Origin of the sequence: Pseudomonas sp. 1 R 17 (genome assembly GCF_900067035.1) — a bacterium.
In the GTDB taxonomy this organism is placed as follows: domain Bacteria; phylum Pseudomonadota; class Gammaproteobacteria; order Pseudomonadales; family Pseudomonadaceae; genus Aquipseudomonas; species Aquipseudomonas marginalis.
Genome location: NZ_FKLB01000018.1, coordinates 157,541 through 177,347 on the forward strand (window position 1 = coordinate 157,541; position 19,807 = coordinate 177,347).

The 19,807-nt window shown below is 55.4% G+C and carries 16 protein-coding genes; all 16 read right to left on the reverse strand.

Going from position 1 to position 19,807, the window contains the following annotated elements; translation table 11 throughout:
- Window positions 1-39: 39 nt before the first annotated feature.
- Window positions 40-1,683 carry an acetolactate synthase large subunit gene (locus BFP99_RS02795; RefSeq protein ID WP_065946599.1) on the reverse strand — a complete coding sequence of 548 codons (1,644 nt, stop codon included), beginning with the start codon at window positions 1,681-1,683 and terminating at the stop codon, window positions 40-42.
- 88 nt (window positions 1,684-1,771) lie between these two features.
- Window positions 1,772-2,497 (reverse strand): transporter substrate-binding domain-containing protein, encoded by a 726-nt coding sequence (locus BFP99_RS02800; RefSeq protein WP_065925107.1) that lies wholly within the window; start codon window positions 2,495-2,497, stop codon window positions 1,772-1,774.
- A 21-nt stretch (window positions 2,498-2,518) separates the two neighbouring features.
- Window positions 2,519-3,772 (reverse strand): OprD family porin, encoded by a 1,254-nt coding sequence (locus tag BFP99_RS02805; protein WP_065925106.1) that lies wholly within the window; start codon window positions 3,770-3,772, stop codon window positions 2,519-2,521.
- Between the two features lie 167 nt (window positions 3,773-3,939).
- On the reverse strand, window positions 3,940-5,256 hold the full coding sequence (locus BFP99_RS02810) for an MFS transporter (RefSeq protein WP_065925105.1): 1,317 nt from the start codon (window positions 5,254-5,256) through the stop codon (window positions 3,940-3,942).
- A gap of 60 nt (window positions 5,257-5,316) precedes the next feature.
- Window positions 5,317-6,369: a lactonase family protein gene (locus BFP99_RS02815; protein WP_065925104.1), complete on the reverse strand. Its 1,053-nt coding sequence runs from the start codon at window positions 6,367-6,369 to the stop codon at window positions 5,317-5,319.
- Between the two features lie 256 nt (window positions 6,370-6,625).
- On the reverse strand, window positions 6,626-9,304 hold the full coding sequence (gene acnA / locus BFP99_RS02820; RefSeq protein WP_065925139.1) for an aconitate hydratase AcnA: 2,679 nt from the start codon (window positions 9,302-9,304) through the stop codon (window positions 6,626-6,628).
- A 150-nt stretch (window positions 9,305-9,454) separates the two neighbouring features.
- Entirely contained in the window at window positions 9,455-10,342 is an 888-nt protein-coding gene (locus BFP99_RS02825; RefSeq protein WP_065925103.1) for a LysR substrate-binding domain-containing protein, read from the reverse strand.
- A gap of 44 nt (window positions 10,343-10,386) precedes the next feature.
- On the reverse strand, window positions 10,387-10,755 hold the full coding sequence (locus tag BFP99_RS02830) for a TIM barrel protein (RefSeq protein WP_256097719.1): 369 nt from the start codon (window positions 10,753-10,755) through the stop codon (window positions 10,387-10,389).
- On the reverse strand, window positions 10,734-11,057 hold the full coding sequence (tnpB, locus tag BFP99_RS31660) for an IS66 family insertion sequence element accessory protein TnpB (RefSeq protein ID WP_065925102.1): 324 nt from the start codon (window positions 11,055-11,057) through the stop codon (window positions 10,734-10,736). The genes BFP99_RS02830 and tnpB overlap by 22 nt, the downstream gene beginning before the upstream one ends.
- On the reverse strand, window positions 11,054-11,386 hold the full coding sequence (locus tag BFP99_RS02840; protein WP_065925101.1) for an IS66-like element accessory protein TnpA: 333 nt from the start codon (window positions 11,384-11,386) through the stop codon (window positions 11,054-11,056). Before BFP99_RS02840 ends, tnpB begins: the two co-directional genes overlap by 4 nt.
- Window positions 11,387-11,630: 244 nt before the next feature.
- Window positions 11,631-12,377: a hypothetical protein gene (locus BFP99_RS02845; RefSeq protein WP_065925100.1), complete on the reverse strand. Its 747-nt coding sequence runs from the start codon at window positions 12,375-12,377 to the stop codon at window positions 11,631-11,633.
- Between the two features lie 97 nt (window positions 12,378-12,474).
- On the reverse strand, window positions 12,475-13,308 hold the full coding sequence (locus BFP99_RS02850; protein WP_065925138.1) for a thymidylate synthase: 834 nt from the start codon (window positions 13,306-13,308) through the stop codon (window positions 12,475-12,477).
- 216 nt (window positions 13,309-13,524) lie between these two features.
- Window positions 13,525-14,025, reverse strand: coding sequence for a hypothetical protein (locus tag BFP99_RS02855; RefSeq protein ID WP_065925099.1), 501 nt, complete (start codon window positions 14,023-14,025; stop codon window positions 13,525-13,527).
- 2 nt (window positions 14,026-14,027) lie between these two features.
- Window positions 14,028-16,175 carry a site-specific integrase gene (locus BFP99_RS02860; protein ID WP_065946600.1) on the reverse strand — a complete coding sequence of 716 codons (2,148 nt, stop codon included), beginning with the start codon at window positions 16,173-16,175 and terminating at the stop codon, window positions 14,028-14,030.
- Window positions 16,176-16,177: 2 nt separating this feature from the next.
- Window positions 16,178-18,550: a tyrosine-type recombinase/integrase gene (locus BFP99_RS02865; RefSeq protein WP_065946601.1), complete on the reverse strand. Its 2,373-nt coding sequence runs from the start codon at window positions 18,548-18,550 to the stop codon at window positions 16,178-16,180.
- Window positions 18,547-19,776: a tyrosine-type recombinase/integrase gene (locus tag BFP99_RS02870; RefSeq protein ID WP_065946602.1), complete on the reverse strand. Its 1,230-nt coding sequence runs from the start codon at window positions 19,774-19,776 to the stop codon at window positions 18,547-18,549. Before BFP99_RS02870 ends, BFP99_RS02865 begins: the two co-directional genes overlap by 4 nt.
- Window positions 19,777-19,807 lie beyond the last annotated feature (31 nt).

The following is a 19,807-nucleotide window of genomic DNA, read 5'->3' on the forward strand; positions in this document are numbered from 1 at the left end:
ATCTGGAAAAAATGTCGATAGGTAGTTTGTTACGAGATATTAAATGGCGAGGCTTCGCTCTCTTAATTCACTATTGAGAATGCGGTCGTTTTCACTGTAATCGACCGGACAGTCGATCACATGCACGCCTGGATTTGAAATACAGTGATCCAGCAGCGGCAGCAATGCATCCGCACTCTCCACGCGGTAACCATTGGCTCCGTAGGCTTCGGCGTATTTGACGAAGTCCGGATTGCCGTAGTCCAGGCCATAGTCGGTGAAGCCCATGTTGACCTGCTTCCAACGGATCATGCCGTAGCCGTCGTCACGCAGGATCACCACGGTGATGTGCATACCCAGTCGGACTGCAGTTTCCAACTCCTGGCTGTTCATCATGAAACCGCCATCGCCACACACCGAAATCACTGGACGATCCGGATGCACCAGGTGCGCCGCCATTGCCGATGGCAGGCCGGCGCCCATGGTCGCGAGGGCGTTGTCGAGCAGGACGGTGTTCGGCTTGTGCGCCTTGTAGTTGCGGGCGAACCAGATCTTGTAGATGCCGTTGTCCAGGGCGACGATGCCTTCGGACGGCAGGACACGACGGATGTCGGCTACCAGGCGCTGCGGATACACCGGGAAGCGGTTGTCGTCGCCACCTTCGGCGATCTGTGATTCGTTGGCTTCACGAATGGCCATCAGACGGGTGAAGTCCCAGTGTGCGGTATCGTTCAGCGCCTCGCCGATCTGCCACACGGCATTGGCGATGTCGCCGATCACTTCGACCTGTGGGAAGTACACAGCATCGACTTCAGCCGAACGGAAGCTGACGTGGATCACTTCGGTGCCACCACGCACCATGAAAAATGGCGGCTTCTCGATGACGTCGTGGCCGATGTTGATAATCAGGTCAGCGGCCTCGATGGCGCGGTGCACGAAGTCACCGGACGACAGCGCAGCGTTACCCAGGAAGCGTGGGTGACGTTCGTCGACCACGCCTTTACCCATCTGGGTAGTGATGAACGGAATGTCGGTCTTGTCGATCAGTTGCTTGAGCACCTTGGCGGTCATCTTGCGGTTGGCACCTGCACCGATCACCAGAATCGGACTGCGAGCCTTTTGCAGCTTCTCAACAGCGGCTTCGATCGCCTTGTGTTCGGCCAGCGGCCTGCGGTGCAGGCTAGGCGGGATTGGCAGAGCGTCGGTCTGCTCGGCAGCGATGTCCTCGGGCAGCTCCAGGTGTACGGCGCCCGGTTTCTCTTCTTCGGCCAGGCGGAAGGCTTCGCGCATGCGTGCCGGAATGTTATCCGCCGAAGCGAACTGGTGGGTGTACTTGGTGATGGGATCCATCATCCCGCACACATCAATGATCTGGAAACGCCCCTGCTTGGATTTCTTGATTGGCTTCTGACCAGTGATCATCATCATCGGCATGCCGCCCAGATAGGCGTACGCACTGGCGGTGACCAGGTTGGTGGCGCCGGGGCCCAAGGTAGAAAGGCTTACGCCAGTCTTGCCGGTCAGGCGACCATAGGTGGCGGCCATGAAGCCCGCCGACTGCTCGTGGCGAGTCAGTACCAGCTTGATCTTCGACTTGCGCAGGGATTCCAGCAGGTCGAGGTTTTCCTCACCAGGGATGCCGAACACATACTCGACACCCTCGTTTTCCAGGCATTGCACAACGACATCAGCGGCCTTGGCCATTTCATCACCCTAAACACGGCGGGCATTTATGCCCTTTACTTCAAAATACGAGAGGCCGTCTCCGGCCTCTTCCACTTAGCACTTCGGTCTACGGTGCAACCGTCACGTCCGACTGACCGCTCTGAGCCAGAGCCTCATGAACGAAACCTTCGCCTTTCTTACGCTCTACAAATGCTCGGACGTAAGCAGCGCCGGCATCCCGTCCTCGGGGCACAGCCATCGCCTGACGGATGGACGTGAAGGCGTCATCCAGCACGCGATAGCGTGGGTCGAGATCCGCGACTTTCTGGAGGGGCTGACGAACGCCAGCGGCAGCATCCAACTTTTGTTCAAGGAACAGATCAACTGCGCCTGCCGAGGTTTCAGCGCGTTCGAGATGGGCATGCTTGAGAGTGCGACTCAGGAACAAGTCATAGGCAGCCCCTTTGCCAACTGCCAATCTCAAGCCGTCCTGATCGAGGTCTGCCACGGACTGGTACGGAGAATCACGGTCAACCAGATACGTGCCTTCAATGATGACGTACGGTTCACTAAACGAAATCTGCGCTTCTCGCACCGGCTCGATAGCCAAGAACGCCAGATTCCACACGCCTTCTTCCAACGAAGCGAATACCTTGCCGGCAGCGTCGAAGGTTCGCATTTCCAGCGATGCACCCAATTCCTGTGCCAAGGACTTGGCGAGCGCTACTGATACCCCTTGAGGCTCACCGTTCGGGCCACGCTGAGCCAGAACGGGATTGCCGAAGTTGATCGCAGCATAGAGAACGCCTGTTGGCGCCAAATCATCAAGTACCGCAGGGGTAACGGCTGTCATGTGGTTCTCCTGAAGATGGAATTACCAAATTGGCAATGTGTAGGAAACGATCAAGCGATTCTCATCAGCGCCACGGGCGAGGTTTGAGCGGTAAGCGGCATTGCGCCAACGGATACCAACATTTTTCAAGGCTCCCGACTGGAAGACGTAGGCGATGTCGGTATTGCGTTCCCACTCTCGCCCCTCGCCGACATGAGTAGCGGCATCTGCGTGATCACCTTTGACATAACGAGTCATGAAGGTCAGCCCGGGAATACCGACAGCGGCGAAATTGTAGTCGTACCGTAGCTGCCAGGAGCGCTCACCTGGCTCAGCGAAATCGTTGATCTGGATGTAGTTCGTGAGATACGGATCAGTGCCGTTGAGGAATGGCATTGAAGTATCGCCATTCATCTTTTGGAGCCCAAGGCCAACTGCATGGCCGCCCAGGCTATAGGTGAACAAACCACTGAGAGCACCACTGTCGATGGCACCAGCGTTCGCGTTGCCAGCATCGTCGCTCAGCATGTACCGCAAGTCGCTTTTGAGCTTACCGGGGCCGATGCTCCACGTGTGGTTGATACCAAAGAAGCTCTGCCGGTAAACGTCCTGAAGCTCGGCGTACTGGTAGCTAATCGTTAGCCCTTTGTTGAGGGCGTAATCGAATCCGCCAACCCAATAGTCATCACCTTCCACAGCACCGGCAAAACGACGGTTCTTGTTGTTCAGGGTGATTTTCTGAGCGTCGGTAGAGTCACGATCAGTCACGCGATTGAAGCGTGCGCCTGTCAGTGTGAGGCCCTCGATTTCGTTACTGGTTACCAGGCCACCTTCGAATGTCTGCGGAAGAATCCGCCCGGTATTCGCCTGTATCGTCGGCAGCTTAGGAATGAGTGTTCCGTACTTCAGCTCGCTTTCGGAAACCTTCACCTTGGCAGTCAGGCCGAGACGACTGAACTCATCGGCAGCACGCCCATCATCATGTACCGGCAGCAGGCCGGAACCGGATCGGTCAGGGCTTGAATCCAGCTTGATACCCAGCATCCCGAGCGCATCGAGGCCAAAGCCTACAGTGCCAGGGGTGTAACCAGAGCGGAAATCGAACAGGAATCCCTGGGCCCATTCTTCTCGTTTGGATTGGCCGGCACCATCGCGAAAATCGCGATTGAGGTAGTAGTTCTGCAGTTGCAGGCTTGCCTTGCTGTCCTCAACAAACCCCTCTGCGCTGGCAGTGCCGACGACCAGGCAAGGGGACAGAGTGATCAGGGTACGCATGATGTTTTTGTTGTTGTGCATCTGGCGATTCCATTTAGGTGGCATGACGCTGCCCAACTCATGATTGAGCTAGGAAGAATTTGCTTGATACGGGGATTGCTTCGCTACTGCGAGCCGCTTCGACAAACTGGGCAGGAACTGTCGAAGCGACCCTGAGCCTTGGGCAGGCCGCTATGCGGCCAGGAGCATCAGTGGGCCGAGGCGGCCACTGGTTGATCAGGCTCGCTGTTGGTGACACGCATCAAGGCTGTCATCAGGAAGGCGATGACCAGCAGTGCGCTTAGGAAAAGCAAGCCAGTGGCAGCACTCTGGCTGCTGCCCTTCACAACGCCGATCAGCGAAGGCCCAACGAAGCCGCCGAGGTTACCGATCGAGTTAATCACAGCAATCGACACCGCTGCGGTAGCGCGGTCGAGGAACAGCGTCGGCAATGCCCAGAACGGCGATTTGAAACTGTAGAGCCCCGAAAGCGCGACGCAGATCATCGCCATCGACGCCACGGCACTGGGCAGCATGCCTGCACCGATCAAGCCGATTGCTGCGACTGCCAGCGGAATGGCTGAGTGTATTTTGCGCTCGTTACGGCGGTCGGAGCTGCGCGACCAGATGATCATCGCTGCTGTGGCAACGATGTAGGGCAGCATGGCGATGAGGCCGATCTGAGTGTGGGTCAGGTCGCTGGAGAAGCCCTTGATGATCTGCGGCATCCAGTAACCGACGCCCAGGCTGCCGCATTGATAGACGAAGTAGATGAAGGCCAAGTACAGCACCTTCTTGTTGACCATCGTCTTGAACACACTCAGGCGCTTGACGTTCTTGCGGCTCTGGCGGTCGCGCTCAAGCTCGGCGAGCAACCAGTCTTTCTCCTGCTGAGTCAGCCATTTGGCCTGCTCGGGTTTGTCAGTCAGGAAGAAGAAGCAGGCAACGCCAAGGAATACGGCAGGAACACCTTCAAGGAAGAGCATCCAACGCCAGCCGCTCCAGTCGAACCACTTGATGTTGTCCATGATCCAGGTAGAAAGCGGCGCGCCAATGATGTAACTGACCGGGATTGCCGCCGTGAACAGCGCGACTGTAGTGGCCAACTCCTTTGAGCGGAACCAGTAGGTCAGGTAGACAATCACGCCTGGGAAGAAGCCCGCCTCAGCCACGCCCAAGAAGAAGCGCAGCACGTAGAGCTGGTTGGCGGTTTGGGCAAAAGCAGTGGCGGCGGCAATCGCACCCCAGGTGACGAGAATCCGAGCGATCCAAACCCGCGCGCCGAACTTGTTGAGCATCACGTTGCTCGGCACTTCGAACAGGAAATAGCCGATGAAGAAGATCCCAGAAATGAAGCCGAACGCCTCGCTGGTCAAGGCGAGCTCCTTGTTCATCTCCAGCGCGGCATAACCGATATTGGCGCGATCCAAATAGGAGACGATGTACAGCAAGAACATGAACGGGATGATCCGCAAGGTAACCTTGCGAACGATGGCCTGCTCATCGACAGTTTTGTTGTTGTTCATAGAGACCTCATCTAGGGCGAACCGTAGTCCGCCCTTTAATTGTTATCGTTGCAGCAGGTATCAGGCGGAAAAGATCATGCAGACTGGACTACCGGTCGAAGTCAAGAAGCCTGTCTTGCTCAACCCTCCGCTGTTTTGATCGACAGCGAAGGACACGATGCTGTCGCTGTCTTCGTTAAGGGCAAACAGGAAACGCTGGTTCGGCGTGAGGGTGAAGAAGCGCGGCGTCTTTCCTTCGCTCGGTACGAAATCGACCGGGCTCAGCAGGCCACTTCCTTGGTCAATCTTGAACACAGCAATGCTGTCGTAGCCGCGATTGGAGGCGTATAGGAAACGTCCACTGCGATCCACTTCGATCTCGGAAGCTCGGCTGTTGCCGGTATAGGTTGCTGGCAGGGACGGCAATACCTGGAACGGTTGCAGGGCACCACTGCGGGAGTCGAAACGGTAGCTGGTTACGGTTGAGTCCAGCTCGTTAATCACATAGGCGAAACCGGCTTTCGGGTGCATTGCGATATGGCGCGGGCCAGAACCCTCGCGCGCAACAGCGAATGGCTGGTCAGCGGGATGCAGCTTGCCATTGTCGAAGCGGAAGCTGAACACGCGATCCAGGCCCTTATCCGGTACCAAGACGTAGTTGCCTGTTGCATCAAATGGGTTGAAGTGCGGTTTGGCGAAAGGCTGCTCCACTCGGTGAGGGCCAGTAGGGCCTTCAAGCTTGAGCAGTTGGTTGATACCGCCCAGAGCGCCATTTTCTTCCACATTGACCACTGCCAAGGTGCCGGTGATATGGTTGGAAACCACCATGAACCGCTCGCTAGGATCCAGGGCCAAATGCACCGGATTCTTTCCTTCGCAGCTTTGGCGGTTGAGGAAGGTCAGCTTTCCACTTGCCTTATCTACGCTGAAGGCACTGACCTCACTACGGTCGCCATGTACAGTGTAGAGGCGATCACCGGCACGATTGAGGGCAAGAAACGAGGGGTTCACCAGGTCGTCGACCAGTTGCACCTGCTCCAGCGTGCCGGCTTCCTGATCCACCCGATAGACCGTGATGCCATCACCACGGGCATTACGCTCCCGGGTTGTGCGCGATCCGACATACGCGAACATAGGGGTATTACTCCCGCTTACAGAATTGTTTGAAGACATGGCACTCGCGGCGCTGACCAGCCCTGTAGGCAGCAATGAACCCAGAATACCGAGCCCTGCGGCTGTACCTAAGTGTTTGATCAGCGTGCGACGGCATAACCCAGCGTGCGTGATGCTCACAGGGTCAGGCGCAACAACGTTGAATTGTTCGCGATCCATGGACGTGTCCTTCTTATTGTTTTGGCCAAGTAGGGCCCCGCATGGAGCCCTTGAATGATCAAGCCCGAGTGCGGGCAACAACCTTGCGGATTACGAACGGGAGCACACCGCCGCTGACCAGGTAGCGCACTTCTTGCTGCGAATCCACACGCGCAATAACCTCAGCTTCATCACGACGGCCATCGGCGCGATGAATGATCAGCTTGATTAGGTTCTCGCCTACAACCAGCTCATCAAGGCCCAGGAAATCGAATTGCTCGCTACCATCCAAACGAAGGTCATCAACGCTTTGGCCAGGCTTGAAGACCAAAGGCAGTACGCCCATGCCAATCAAGTTGCTGCGGTGAATACGCTCAATGCTTTGCGCAACCACTGCCTTTACGCCAAGTAGGGCCTGCGCCTTCGCGGCCCAGTCACGGCTGGAGCCAGCGCCGTAGTTGATACCGGCAAAGACCACCATCGGCGTCTTTTGCAAGGCGTAGCTTTTGGCGGCCTCGTACAGAGGTAAGCATTTGCTGTGGTCAGCATTCCACGCCCAAGCGCCAAGCCCTGGCTGCTGATCGCCAAGGAGACGGTTCTTCACCGACTTGTTGGTGAAGGCGCCCCGCAGCATCACTTCATGGTTACTACGACGAGTGGAATACTGGTTGAGATCCTGTGGATCCTCTCCCCGCTCCAGCAACCACTGGCCGGCCAAGCTGTTGGCAGGGATCGCGCCTGCAGGTGAGATATGGTCAGTAGTGACGTTATCGCCAAGCACCATCAGTGTACGAGCACCACTGATAGCCAGGGACGCTTTGGGTTGCGCCTGGATATCCGCCAGGTATTGCGGACGACGGAGATAGGTAGACTCCGGGCTCCAGGGAAACTGCACGCTGCCCTCTGCAGAAAGAGCCTGCCAATGATGCGTACCATCCCAGACTGTCGCCAGGCGATGCTGGAAGAACTCCGGCTTCACGACTTTGGCGACCTCATCGGCAATGTCAGCATCGCTTGGCATGAGATCCTGCAAGAATACGGGCTGGCCATCAGCACCCGTGGCAAGCGGCTGCGAAGTCAGGTCGATATCGATGGTACCGGCGATGGCATATGCAACGCACAATGCCGGGGACGCCAGATAGCCTGCTGGTACTTTAGGGTTCACCCGGCCTTCGAAATTTCGATTGCCGGACAACACGACCACGCCTTTGAGGCCCTCGTCGGCGAAATGCTCAACGTGCTCTTCGAGCTTTCCGGAGTTACCGATACAGGTCATGCAACCGAAGCCAGCTAGATCGAAGCCCAGGGCAGAGAAGTCTTCAAGCAGGTTGGCCTCAGCCAAGTAGTCGGCGACCACCTGCGAACCAGGCGAGAGCGATGTCTTTACCCACGGCTTACGCTGAAGACCCAGGCTCCGGGCCTTGCGAGCCAGCAAACCAGCTTGAATCATCTGTGCCGGGTTGGCGGTGTTGGTGCAGCTGGTAATGGCGGACATCACCACAGCACCGTGAGTGATCGACTGACCGAATGAAGGCTCGAAGAAGCTCTGCTCTTGTGGAGCTGTGATGAGCTTGCCACCACCCAGCACTTCATCTTGGAATGACGCTGCAGCCTTGGAAAGGGGCTGACGTTGATGCGGCTGGTGAGGCCCTGCAACACTTGGCTCGATGCTCGCCAGATCAAGCTCAATGAGCTCGTCAAATTCCGGCTCAGCCAGCTCGTCGCGGCGCCAAAGCGGTTGGGCACTCATGTAGGCGATGACTTGCTCGCGCAACTTGGCCGAACGACCGCTGAGTTCGAGGTAAGCCAAAGTCTCATCGTCGAATGGGAAGAATACGACGGTCGCACCGTACTCGGGTGCCATGTTGGAAACCGTGCCACGGGCTGCCCAACTGAGCGTCGAGAGCCCTGGGCCGGTGAACTCCACGAACTTGCCCACGACCGAGCGCTTACGCAGAATTTCGGCCACATGCAGGGACAGGTCGGTGGCTGTAACACCCGGGCGCATGGCATTTGTCACACGGATACCGATCACTTTCGGGAAACTGATCGGTACCGGCTCACCTACCATGGCGGCCTGGCCTTCCAGACCACCGACACCCCAGCCCAACACACCAATGGCATTGATCATCGGCGTGTGGCTGTCGGTGGCGACCATGTCGTCAGGATGGAGCAAGCGTTCGCCGTTGGCTCCGCGACTTTCCCAGACGACCTGGGCCAATGCCTCCATGTTCATCTGGTGAATGATCCCGGTACCCGGTGGGATTACACCGAAGTTGTCCAGGCTCTTCTGTGCCCATTTGATGAAACGGTAGCGCTCGCTGTTGCGGCGGAAGTCGATATCCAGGTTCTGCTCGACCGCATCTGCCTCGGCGTAGCGCTCGACGATCACCGAGTGGTCGATAGTCAGTACAGCCGGGATCAGCGGGTTCATCGCCTGTGGATCGCCACCCAGTTCGGCGACAACATCGCGCATACCGGCGAAATCGGCCAAAGCTGGCAAGCAGGTCGTGTCATGGAACATCAGGCGGTTGGGCTGGAAAGGCACTTCGCAGTCAGGGCCGTTACCCACGGCCCTAGCCAGTACCGACGGCAGTGCTTCAGGAGAACAACGCGCAACGTTCTCCAGCAAGATACGAATGGAATACGGCAGCTTTGCAAGCTGGCTGTGATCAAGCATCTTGCTCAAATCGACAATCGTGAACGAGTCATCACTGATTGTCAGGGGAGTAAAGAGGTCGCAGGCAGTCTCGGTCATGCTCATTTCGCTCGGCTTTTTATAGTGCTCGCAGGCATGCACGGAGCCATGCCTTATGCGGTTGAGCCGATACTAAGAGCAGTCTGTGGGGATGAAAATTGGTCAATTGCCATAGCAGCGTTCTCCAAACGAGAACGCTCTCGAACAGCTTTACTCTGGCAGTTTCAGATGATCGATGAATGTTTTGAGTGTGGGCGACGCAGCCTCGTACTTTCGCACCACCAGTAAAAGCGTGCGGTGCGCCCATGGCTCATCCAGGGTCACTGCCTTTAGCTTGTGGCTGCGCAAGTACTGATTGATGACACTGCGAGGCAGCACAGCGATACCCAATCCCGTAGACACCATTCGACACATGCAGTCGAAGCTGCTGATTCGGATACGCAGTTTGAGGCTCAATCCTAGCTTCGCGGCCTCTCCTGTCAGCAAGGTGTGCATCGAGCTTTCGAGATGAGGGCCAACGAACTCATGCTCCAGCACTTCCTTGAATTTGATGGCCTTACGCGTAGCGAGCTCATGGCCACTGGGAACTACCAAGGTCAACTCATCATGCCTGTACGTCAGGGTCTCAAGGCCCTCAGAGGCTGTTTGTGCTGCGATGATCCCAAGGTCAGCTCGGCCATCAGCTACTGCTCGAATCACTGCGGAGCCTACTCGCTCCTCGATATCGAATTTGATCTGCGGGTAGAGCTGGGCAAAACCATCAACGTCCTGAGGCAAAAATTGGGACAACGCGGAGGTGATCGCGTGGATTCGAATATGCCCCTTGACCCCGCTAGCATATCCACTCAATTCGGTATCGAGCTGGGCCATGGTTTGCTTGAGTTGCCTGGCGTAGAACAACAGGGATTGACCTGCAGGGGTCAGCTCCACCCCCCGAGCATTCCGCAGAAGCAGGGGGGAGCCGATCTGCGCTTCGAGCTCAGTAATCCTTTTGCTGATGGCCGAGACTGCGACGTGCTTGATTCGACCCGCACGAGTGAGGTTCCGCTCTTGGGCAACAGTGATGAAAAGGTCAAGGCTGGTAAGGTCGTAGCGCAATGTTCAATTCCTGATTGGTAGCGTCTCAAGCTCCGCGAATGCGGTCACAGATCGCTCTTGAATCGACTCATCCAACCAAGCGTATCCGTAGTCACACCAGAAGGATGGTACTCGCAGCCCACCCAGCCGCTATAGCCGAGCTGTTGCAACATGTTGAATAGGCTCAAAAAATCCATACTCCCTTTACCTGGTTCATGCCGTCCAGGCCAGTCTGCAATCTGTACATGCTCAGTTCGATGATGATAGGCCCGAAGTATGCCTATCGCATCCTGCGTCAGGATCTGAGCATGGTAGAGATCCAGAATCAGACGAAGGTCTGGGAAACGCTCAAGGGCGTCCTGCGCCTTGTGGAAATCCGAGAAGAAGTAACCCGGCGCGGCTTCTGTGCAGATCACTTCAACCAGCGGTACCAAGCCATGATCACGTAGGTACTTACCAGGGCCTGAAGTTGCTCGGCATCCAACTCAACTTCGGAGCCGTGTCGCACACCAGGCCAGAAGAAGCGTCCTTGATTCAAACGCCGGGCGGCAAGCCAAATTCCTACACCGTCATGCACCAACACTTTTATACGATTGGCGCGGCGGTTGGCGAACAGATAAGCACAGTGCGGCTTCGCCGCACCGAACACCGCTACGACCCGCGCCAGCGCGGTTTCAGTGCCGGCCCGCATGTCCATGGGCTCGGTGGCGAGCCAGATGGAGTCGATGCGAATCATCGCAGCAGGTCTCGCAAGAAAGCGGAGCATGCCGCTGCATTTTCTGCCGGCCAGCTCACCACGACTACGCCTTTTGAATGAGGCACTTCGATTCGAATCGTGGCAGGAAGAACTTGAGGTACCGCTGTCGACGACAATGCCTTGACCGGAACAAAGGCGGTTTGCAGTGCCAGGTTTTTCTGCGCATGCACCCGAATCCATTTATGGACAAGGTTGGCGTTGAGGTTATGGGTCAAGGCGACATTGGCAATCGAGGTGTCAGCCTGTGCGCACTCGGCAATGACCTGGGCCTTGAAGGACTTGGAATAGGAACGGCGTTCTTGTGGCATGGGCGTCCGCTTAAAAGGCTAAAAATGGTGTCCACTTAAATTTAGGTGGACACCATCGCCTCATGCGACGGCGTCAGGAAGGTGTGTTGGCCGGACGGTTACTGCAAATCCTAGGAAGCCTGGTGTCCACCGGCATGGACACCATGGCCTGCTATGGCAAATCATAGGTTTGTATTGCCCGGACGGAGGACTATCCCTGGGGCGGTGGGGACATTGAGTGTTCGATGACCCGCAGTGCTATTGCTCAGTTAGGTGCTGAGCCCTCAGGAATGTGATATCGCTTGGCCAACGCAGCAATCTCCTCAACAGTGATTGTGCCTGCATGCTGGGCACGAGCCACAGTGTCAAAGATTGCGTGAATGACCGCCTCAACATCGGGAATCTCGGTGCGGGTGTCGCGGCAAAATGCTGAGCGAACACGCTGACCTTTCTTGATTTGCCGCACAAGGATTTCCCAGCGATGACCTTCAGGGATGGCAGCATCCTTTATCTCGGGCGGAAGTGTCTCCTCCTCACCCGGATGCATTGGCCGCAACCGATGAGAGCGACCGGGATGGCTCTCGAACCATTGAGCGTCATCGGTTTTCCATGGTGTGTCAGTCAGTGAAATCCGTTGGACGGGCCCTGTAACACCCGCACGCTGCTTTGCGCGCTCGACAAAATCCTCCAAGCCTCCAATACCCTTCTGGAGGCGCTTGGAAGCTTCCAAAGCGTCAGACACAGGCTCCCCACCTGAACGACCTTTCATTTGGCCCAGGGCATCCATGATGGCATCAGTGTTCTGGTTAATATAAATCCCAGACCCCATGACGACATCAAGCTGGTTCTGGCAGCACTCCCCTGCCAGCGCAGCCTGCCCATCAGCCAGCACCCCGCCAAAGGTACGGGAGTTGTGTTGCAGTGGCTTGCGGCAGATCCCGCAATTGTCACCCGCCTTTTTGAGGGCTTTTGGAAACTCTTTCTCGTACCTGCGGCGCTCTGATCGGTTCATTCCTTGGAGACCTCGTGTGTGGACGAAGGAAGCGCTTGCGCCGCACGATCACGGCGCTCTGAATGCATCTGCAGTTGATCGCTGGTCAAGCTAGGGGTTAAACGGCCACCGGGGCTTTGATACTCGGGTAGGCGTCGTATCCAACAATCTCGAAGTCCTCAAAGCGATAGTCATAGATTGATTCTGGACGGCGCAAGATCTTGAGCTGAGGAAGCTGACGAGGCGTGCGGCTGAGCTGTTCCTGGATCTGCTCCATATGATTGGCATACGCATGCGTGTCTCCGGTGGTGACAATGATCTCGTGAGGGATCAGATCGCATTGCTGAGCCAGCATATGTGTCAGTAGGGCAAGAGCAGCCGTGTTGTATGGCAGCCCGAGGAACACGTCAGAGCTGCGAATGTACAGCTGCATCGACAGGTGCCCTTCATGGACGAAGGCCTGATACAGGAGGTGGCAGGGCGGCAGAGCTTGAAGGCCATTCTTGGCATTCTCCTGAGGACTCTGGCGCTCATCTGGGAGGTACTCAACATTCCACCCATGGAAGAGAATGCGGCGGCTATTTGGGTTAGTCTTGAGCGTCTCAACCATGTAATCGATTTGATTGATGGTTCGACCATCCTTCGTTGGCCACGCAGTCCACTGTTGTCCATAAACCGGCCCGAGATCCCCCTCCTCCGTGGCCCACTCATCCCAAATGCTGACACCATTTTCGTTGAGCCATTTCACGTTCGTATTGCCACTGAGCATCCAGATCAGCTCATTGGCAATGCTTTTGAAATGCAGATTTTTGGTGGTTAACAGCGGAAAACCATGTGCGAGGTTGTGCCGGAATTGGCGGGCGAACACCGCTTTGGTGCCAGTGCCCGTCCGATCACCTTTGACCAATCCATTGGTGATGACATCGGTCAGGAGGTCTAGGTACGCTTTCATGATGGCCTCTAGTCTGTCGAGCGTCGGACGCACGCGTCTAAAAATTAGGATGATACCGAAATTGGAGAGACAGGGTCTGTCCCAGGCGAGCAACGGAGGTAGCCTCCCGATCCACGTTGATTTCAAAATGACAGGAAGGTAGCGGAGCCTGGCCATTTACCTCTGCTCGCCGCCTACACACTGGCTGACGTTGACCAAGCTCTCTAGTCATGAAAGTCATTCCGCCCGAGCCGACTCTAGAACTTGGATGACGCCTCGTAGTTTTTCGATCTCGGCCTCTTTCTCCCAGACTTCTTGCCGTGCTTTCCGCGAAGACTCCATGTAAGTGTCACGGGATGATTTCATCAACGCCAACTGACCCTCAGTAGTCCGATTGTTTTTCTCGGCGGCAAGGTACTTATTGAACCAATGAATGACTTCTACACGCGAAGCTTCAAGACGGTCAGACAGGACAGATAGTGGATCAACTGACTCCTCTTTCTCCATCTTCTGACGGTAAACATCGAGCTTGCGGCTCTTTTTGATGGCATTGATCCGCTCCACCGGCCATCCTCGATCTCGAATGGTATTGCGATGGAGCCCACTCAATCGCGAGAGCTCGCAGATAGTGGCCTTGATTTTAGAATCCCCAGCCATTTTCATGAGCGCATCCGTGAGAATGGCGGTATTCCGATCTAGGTCTTCCTTGTTCTTCTTATCAAACTCTCTGGCCGTCATGATTAAACTTCGACCTCTTCTTCAGATTCCAAAACGAAGTCCTGGGGTAGATCAAGATCAACCTCAACCACCTCACCGAGATGTTCCAATACACCTTTCGCCTCTTCCATAGCCTCAAGCATCTGGGCCCGATTGTGGGCAAACTCAGGCTTTTCGAGGTTCATTTTGTTCTGGTGATAAACGTCACGCCAACGTGGGGCATTGGACGCACTTACGACGGAGTTCTTGCAACGGTTAGGATTGCAACGCAGGCCGCCGATGCAAGGCAACTGGTCATCAAGCTCCGACCCGCCATTACCGTAGCAATAGCCACGCCCTACACTAACAATTGCAATCTTTTGAGAGGCCATCACTTCAAAGATGTCCTCTCTGCTATAGCCGGCTGCCATATACCCCTGGAAGAGATTCTGGAGATTAGCCTTATGCGCCTCGGCGTTCACGCCAGCGTAGTTGGCATCAGGGTCGTACAGGCTCTTGACTGACTCCAGTTCCGCCTGATGACGGAGCTGGGTGGGCTGCCCTTTTTTGGCTCCTCCCTTGGCCAGCATGTCTCCAATCTCACCATAGGCGAGGGTTGTCTTACTGAAGCCCTTGGTCGGATCAGGACTGCCAGTGATCTCACCAAAATGCTTGAGCTGGTGAGAAATGAACGGCAATCCCAAGTCGGCTCTGTACAAGTGATATGCAAGCGTATGTCGAAGCATGTAGGGATAGAAGTGCCCCGCCTTCTGCCCCTCTGGAGTGATCCGACCAAAAAACTTGGTCATCATCGGTAGAATGGTGAGTGCTGGCTTAGCCACCTTACCCGGCTCCGTAGTAAACGCACCGGAGAACAGGTAGGGATTATTTTTGTACTTGCTAATCAGTGCCCCTACACGCATCGCATCGCGCACGATGGGAATCGCTACCCACAGGTCATCGAACAACATCACAGAGTTTTCCTGATGTTTCATGACCTGACTTTGAATAGTCCACAAGTCTTTGCTGGTTTCTTTAGGCGGTCGATTCACATCGACCTCAGCGAGTTCAGATGGGCGCATACCTGTGTACTGAGCCACAATGTACTGGGTGCAATAACTTATGAAGTTTAAATAGTCCCGAAAATCATCGTCAAACGACAAGCCTTTAGCGGCGAGCTTTCTGAGCGTAGTAGTTCCCTCGTAGTCAAACAGGCTTTCGACCATCGGATTGGTGTAGCCAATTGCAGCCACAACCTCTTGCTTGGTGTAACCCTTATTCATTAGCCTTTTGTAAATATAGACATCAAACTTATCACGGCTTAGGGATTGGCCGGCGGATAGTCGATAACCCTTGGCATTGCGTCTTTCCAGTGAGGCCCGGTCAATGACCGGCTCTCCAAGGGTATCGAGAAAATCGACGATGGCTAGGGAGCTGATGAGTGAAGCCCGCTCAAACGTATTGTTCTCCAGCACCTTTTCTACGGATGTGTTGCGCGAGGGCTTGCCACCCATCCCCTTCCCAACTTTTTTCCATGGCAATTTGACCAAGGCAACATTGGGCAGTGGCGCATCAAAAATGGCATCCGCATACTCCGGCGAGCGAACCAGATTGAAAAACTGATTCATGACTGGCTCATACGCATAGTCATACTCGCGCGCCGCCTGCTCGTAGTAGCGAGAGGGGATATGCGAGATCGAGCTGTGATGCAGCGCAACGTGCTCGGCGCCCAAATCGGCGCTAATAAGCTCGAAGAGCTTGTCGAAAAACCGAAGTCCGTCAGTGAAGATCCCAATAAGCGTTCTGGGCTTCATGGGCCGCTCAGTAGAGCCCCCGCTGACCCTCCCAACCTGCGCCAAGCCAGGTGCCATCAAGCGCAGGATGAACACAGCTTTGAGCTCCCAGCACGCACAGAGAGGGAGGTGAGTGAATTTCGAGAAATGGAGCTGCTGGGGCCTGCCTTTGGCCGAGAAGGCTACATTGGGAAAATCGGCATTGAAGTCCCACATCTCGTCTATGAACGACGATAGCTGAGAGACCTTGAGGGCTCCTAGATAGGAAATGAACCCAAGCGCCTCCTCATCGAATACCTGGCGTACGGCTGTACGCTCATCAAAAGCCTGAAGACCCTGCAGCTGCTTTTGGATCGACGCAAGCGTCAGCAATGGCGAGAATCTCTTCATATCTTCCATGCTCACAGGCTCACCCCATCAACCAAAATTGTGGTTTCGACAAACTCGGACAGTCGCTTGGCATTCTCCAATTCTTCTGGGAAAAAATCGGATAGCGCTGGATTCAAAATGCCATCGAGCAGAGCCAGGTTTTCTCGCACCACTCGACCATATGGGGTATCCATGATGCGGGATACGGTGGTCAGCTTTAGATAGTCACGTTGCATCGCGAACAGCTCGGGCAGGTCGGAAACGGTCAGCAGGACGTTGTCGCAGCCAAGGCACATGTTGTATAGCGAGCACGGACGGCCCGGCACGTAAGAGCTCAGCTTTTTGACGAAATCCGGGGGATCGAAAACGTTGGCACAGGAAGCCAAAGGTGTCTTGAAAATCACCCCTTCATTCTTGGGCTGAGGCCTGACCTTCCGGCGTTGCTCTTCGAGCTCAGCTTCGGTGAGCTTCTCCTCCATTGCATCGCCGTGCAGATCCTTCAGGGCGACATCAAGCTTGCGCCTAGCGATGTGGTTGAAGTCCAGGCTGTCCAGATAGCCGATCGTTGTAGTGATCTGTGCATGGCCAAGGATCAACTGAATCTCCCGAATAGACACGCCCTGCTCGATCAGCTCACTGACAAAGCTCGGACGCAGCCTGGCCGAGGTAATGCTTAGACGCTCACCTTGGTCATCCAGAAGCCCCCGACGAGTGACATACGCCGCGAACATATTATTCAGGATTGCTGACTTGGCACTTTCCAAGGATTTGATCTCGCCATAACCCAGACCACCAGTGCCTTGGAAGATGAACAGCTTAGGGCGAATTTCAGGCTCGGCCTGCTCACGAATACCAGCAGTCAGTCGTTCTACCGCGTCAAAAATCTTCGCGACTTCGGATGCCTGGGATGTGGTCAGCCAGGTAATCTCCGCGTGGAACAGATCAAGATGGTAGAGCTTCTCCCCCGTTGAGCGCTCTTTCCAGTAACGCAGACACGGACGCCCGGTTGCTGGATGGGACTTCACGAAATCATCGAGATCCAGGGTCTTGACCGAGTCAGCGTTGAGGCCGGTCACCTGGGCCAGCTTGATGACATAGGGCGCAAGGATGGCAGTGTCGACACGCCACATCACACCCCAGCTTTCAATAGTGCCCCGCAACCCATCCTGCGATTGCCCCATGATCTTAAGAAAGGCTCGCTCGTAGTGGGAATCCGGGGTCAGCTCCGTGGCGGTAACCACCCGGCACCCAAGGCGATTCTCGAAAATCCATCGAGCGTTATCGATCTTCCCCCACCCATTTTTGATGGTGCCCTCTGGAGTAAGGGGATCCTCCCCCACACCTGACATCACGTAGGGTTTCATCAGGCCTTCGTTGTAGAGGATGTCCTTGTCGATGATTTCAGCGATTCGCGCCCGCTCAGTTTTGCTGTAGGGCCGGTAGTTGTTAGTGGCACGGTCAGGACTGAACCCTTGCACATCTACGTACCGAATGTGCTCCAGCCCAACGATGTCACGGGTCACTTTGAAAGTCTTACGCAAAGCGCTCAGCAGAGTATTGGCAGAGGCCGGTGAGCACTCCTTCGACAAGATCTTCTGCTGGAGATGGTTCCGAAATCGAGACAGGAGGTACTGATCTAGGATCTGCTCCAACGACTCGGTACCGGTCTTCCCTGCATTGGTGAGCATTCCCACAACCCACTGGAAGGAGAGCTGATGATTGCTCATGCCCGACTCACTGGAAGCAGTCAGTGAAGCGATCGCGAACAGGTGCAGCAGGTTGGCGAATGGCGATTCGGCGCTCGGCTCAACAATGTCGTCACGGGACTTAACTGGCACACCCTGTAGCTTCGCAAGCTCCAACAAACGGCCAACTGGACGTTTAGCCACAGCCTCCTGCTGAAGACGCTTCTTTTCCTTTTGAGTCAGGTAGGTATCGCCAATGCCCCCCAAACGCTTGAGCTCAGAATTGACATAATCCATGGCCAGCCGCGCACCATGATGATGCTCCATCGCACGATCAATGCTCTTCATACCTGGAATGGTCTTTACAGCGCGGCGATAATTCACACTGTTTTTAATGACCGGCAATGCCAGCTTCTGCTCATCTGTCAGGCGGTTGAACCAACCAAGAATCCTAAGGCGCCAGTTACAAGCAGCGGCGGTTTCACCTTTGATGATGATGTCGCGATCCAGCATTTCATGAATGACTGCAGCCTCAAACTCCTGAAAAGGCTCAGCCCCCATATCCAGGCCCTTCTCTTCGCAAAACGAGGGGCACAGTTGCAAATCGGACTTCATAGTCCTTACCGCGAACCTTACATCGTAGTAACCCATGGGCTCATTACGAAAGCCTTGAATAACCGCAACCAAGCTGTCTTTGGAAAAAGATTCAAAATTTGTCATTTCTTTGCCGCCAAATCGATTTTCAGCTTGGTTTGCGAGTACAGCTCAGCCATGAAAGTGGCGCGAGTGATTACTTCACCGGTCTCAGCCGAGAGAACCTTGTAAAGGTCATGGGGAACCTGGGTGTAGACCTCAGTAGTTTCCGTGCGGGCATGCCCCAGAGATTTCTGAGTGATCACAAGACGCTCAACGAAGTCGGATCCGAGATCTGGACTATTGAGAATGGCGTAAGCGTTACCATGCCGGAGTTTGTGAGGAGAAATGCTCTTGGAGATCAGCCGCTTCGCCACTGCCTTTTCAGACAGGCGCCTGAGGAGCTGACTAATTGCATCGGCTGTATACCTGCGCCCCTCTGCATTAAAGAAGCAGGGCGCCTCACCATGTACGTAACCACGCGCATATTTGCGATACAGCGGCGACGCCATGTATTTTTTGACCCGTTCCAGCGTAATGCGGCTCACCAGCGCCCAGCGCGGCTTCTCTTCATTGCCTGAGCCCTTGCTGCCATGGATATAGAGTGGGCAGTACTCGGGCTTGATGGGCATCTCATTGCCATCGCAAATGAAGTTGGACGTCGCAAATGCCAGCGCTGTATTGATCGCACCGGCAGTCACTCGACCAACCTCTGACCTCCGCACACCGCTATCAAAAATGAACTGCAGCAATAGCCTTTCACGCTCATAGCGCGACCGGAGCATCAGTACTTTGAGGTCACTCAGGGAGCAAGGATTCACCAGCCTCCGCTTGGGTTTTGGAGAGATGAATCCCAACGAATAGGGATCAGTCGTCCTGAGGGGAGGACTGTCATTCTGTGCGACACAGAGGAAGCCGCTTATGTACGTCCGCAGGCACGCGTCACGGTTGCGGATAGTCGTGGAGTCGAGACCCTCAACGTTGCGCAGGTGCTCAAGATACTGGGCGATGGTGAGTCGATTGACCGTTAGCAACGCCTCATCATGGCTGAGGTGCTGGTAGGCCCCCTGGCGTCGAATGTGGGTCAGGAAGTAGCCAATGTTGCGGCCATAGGTTCCGACGGACTGGAACGCTAGGGAGTGGTCTTTGGCTGCATTAGTCAGGAACTCCGAAACCAACGGGACTATGCACTCGTTCTCATCGAACAGCGCCGCACCTACGACGGACTCCTCACCAGAGACTACAGGGCCATCCTCGTTCAGGAGGGACTCCCCAAGGTCTAACCTTCGCTGATTGACCACCACCACTCTCATCCGACTACTCCTGTGCCATTCACTCTATGGC

Excerpts from the sequence above, each read along its gene's own strand:
- BFP99_RS02795 (WP_065946599.1), bottom strand. The coding sequence starts at position 1,683 with ATGGCCAAGGCCGCTGATGTCGTTGTGCAATGCCTGGAAAACGAGGGT.
- BFP99_RS02800 (WP_065925107.1), bottom strand. The coding sequence starts at position 2,497 with ATGACAGCCGTTACCCCTGCGGTACTTGATGATTTGGCGCCAACAGGC.
- BFP99_RS02805 (WP_065925106.1), bottom strand. The coding sequence starts at position 3,772 with ATGCACAACAACAAAAACATCATGCGTACCCTGATCACTCTGTCCCCT.
- BFP99_RS02810 (WP_065925105.1), bottom strand. The coding sequence starts at position 5,256 with ATGAACAACAACAAAACTGTCGATGAGCAGGCCATCGTTCGCAAGGTT.
- BFP99_RS02815 (WP_065925104.1), bottom strand. The coding sequence starts at position 6,369 with ATGTTCGCGTATGTCGGATCGCGCACAACCCGGGAGCGTAATGCCCGT.
- acnA (WP_065925139.1), bottom strand. The coding sequence starts at position 9,304 with ATGACCGAGACTGCCTGCGACCTCTTTACTCCCCTGACAATCAGTGAT.
- tnpB (WP_065925102.1), bottom strand. The coding sequence starts at position 11,057 with ATGATTCGCATCGACTCCATCTGGCTCGCCACCGAGCCCATGGACATG.
- BFP99_RS02840 (WP_065925101.1), bottom strand. The coding sequence starts at position 11,386 with ATGCCACAAGAACGCCGTTCCTATTCCAAGTCCTTCAAGGCCCAGGTC.
- BFP99_RS02845 (WP_065925100.1), bottom strand. The coding sequence starts at position 12,377 with ATGAACCGATCAGAGCGCCGCAGGTACGAGAAAGAGTTTCCAAAAGCC.
- BFP99_RS02850 (WP_065925138.1), bottom strand. The coding sequence starts at position 13,308 with ATGAAAGCGTACCTAGACCTCCTGACCGATGTCATCACCAATGGATTG.
- BFP99_RS02855 (WP_065925099.1), bottom strand. The coding sequence starts at position 14,025 with ATGACGGCCAGAGAGTTTGATAAGAAGAACAAGGAAGACCTAGATCGG.
- BFP99_RS02860 (WP_065946600.1), bottom strand. The coding sequence starts at position 16,175 with ATGGAAGATATGAAGAGATTCTCGCCATTGCTGACGCTTGCGTCGATC.
- BFP99_RS02865 (WP_065946601.1), bottom strand. The coding sequence starts at position 18,550 with ATGACAAATTTTGAATCTTTTTCCAAAGACAGCTTGGTTGCGGTTATT.
- BFP99_RS02870 (WP_065946602.1), bottom strand. The coding sequence starts at position 19,776 with ATGAGAGTGGTGGTGGTCAATCAGCGAAGGTTAGACCTTGGGGAGTCC.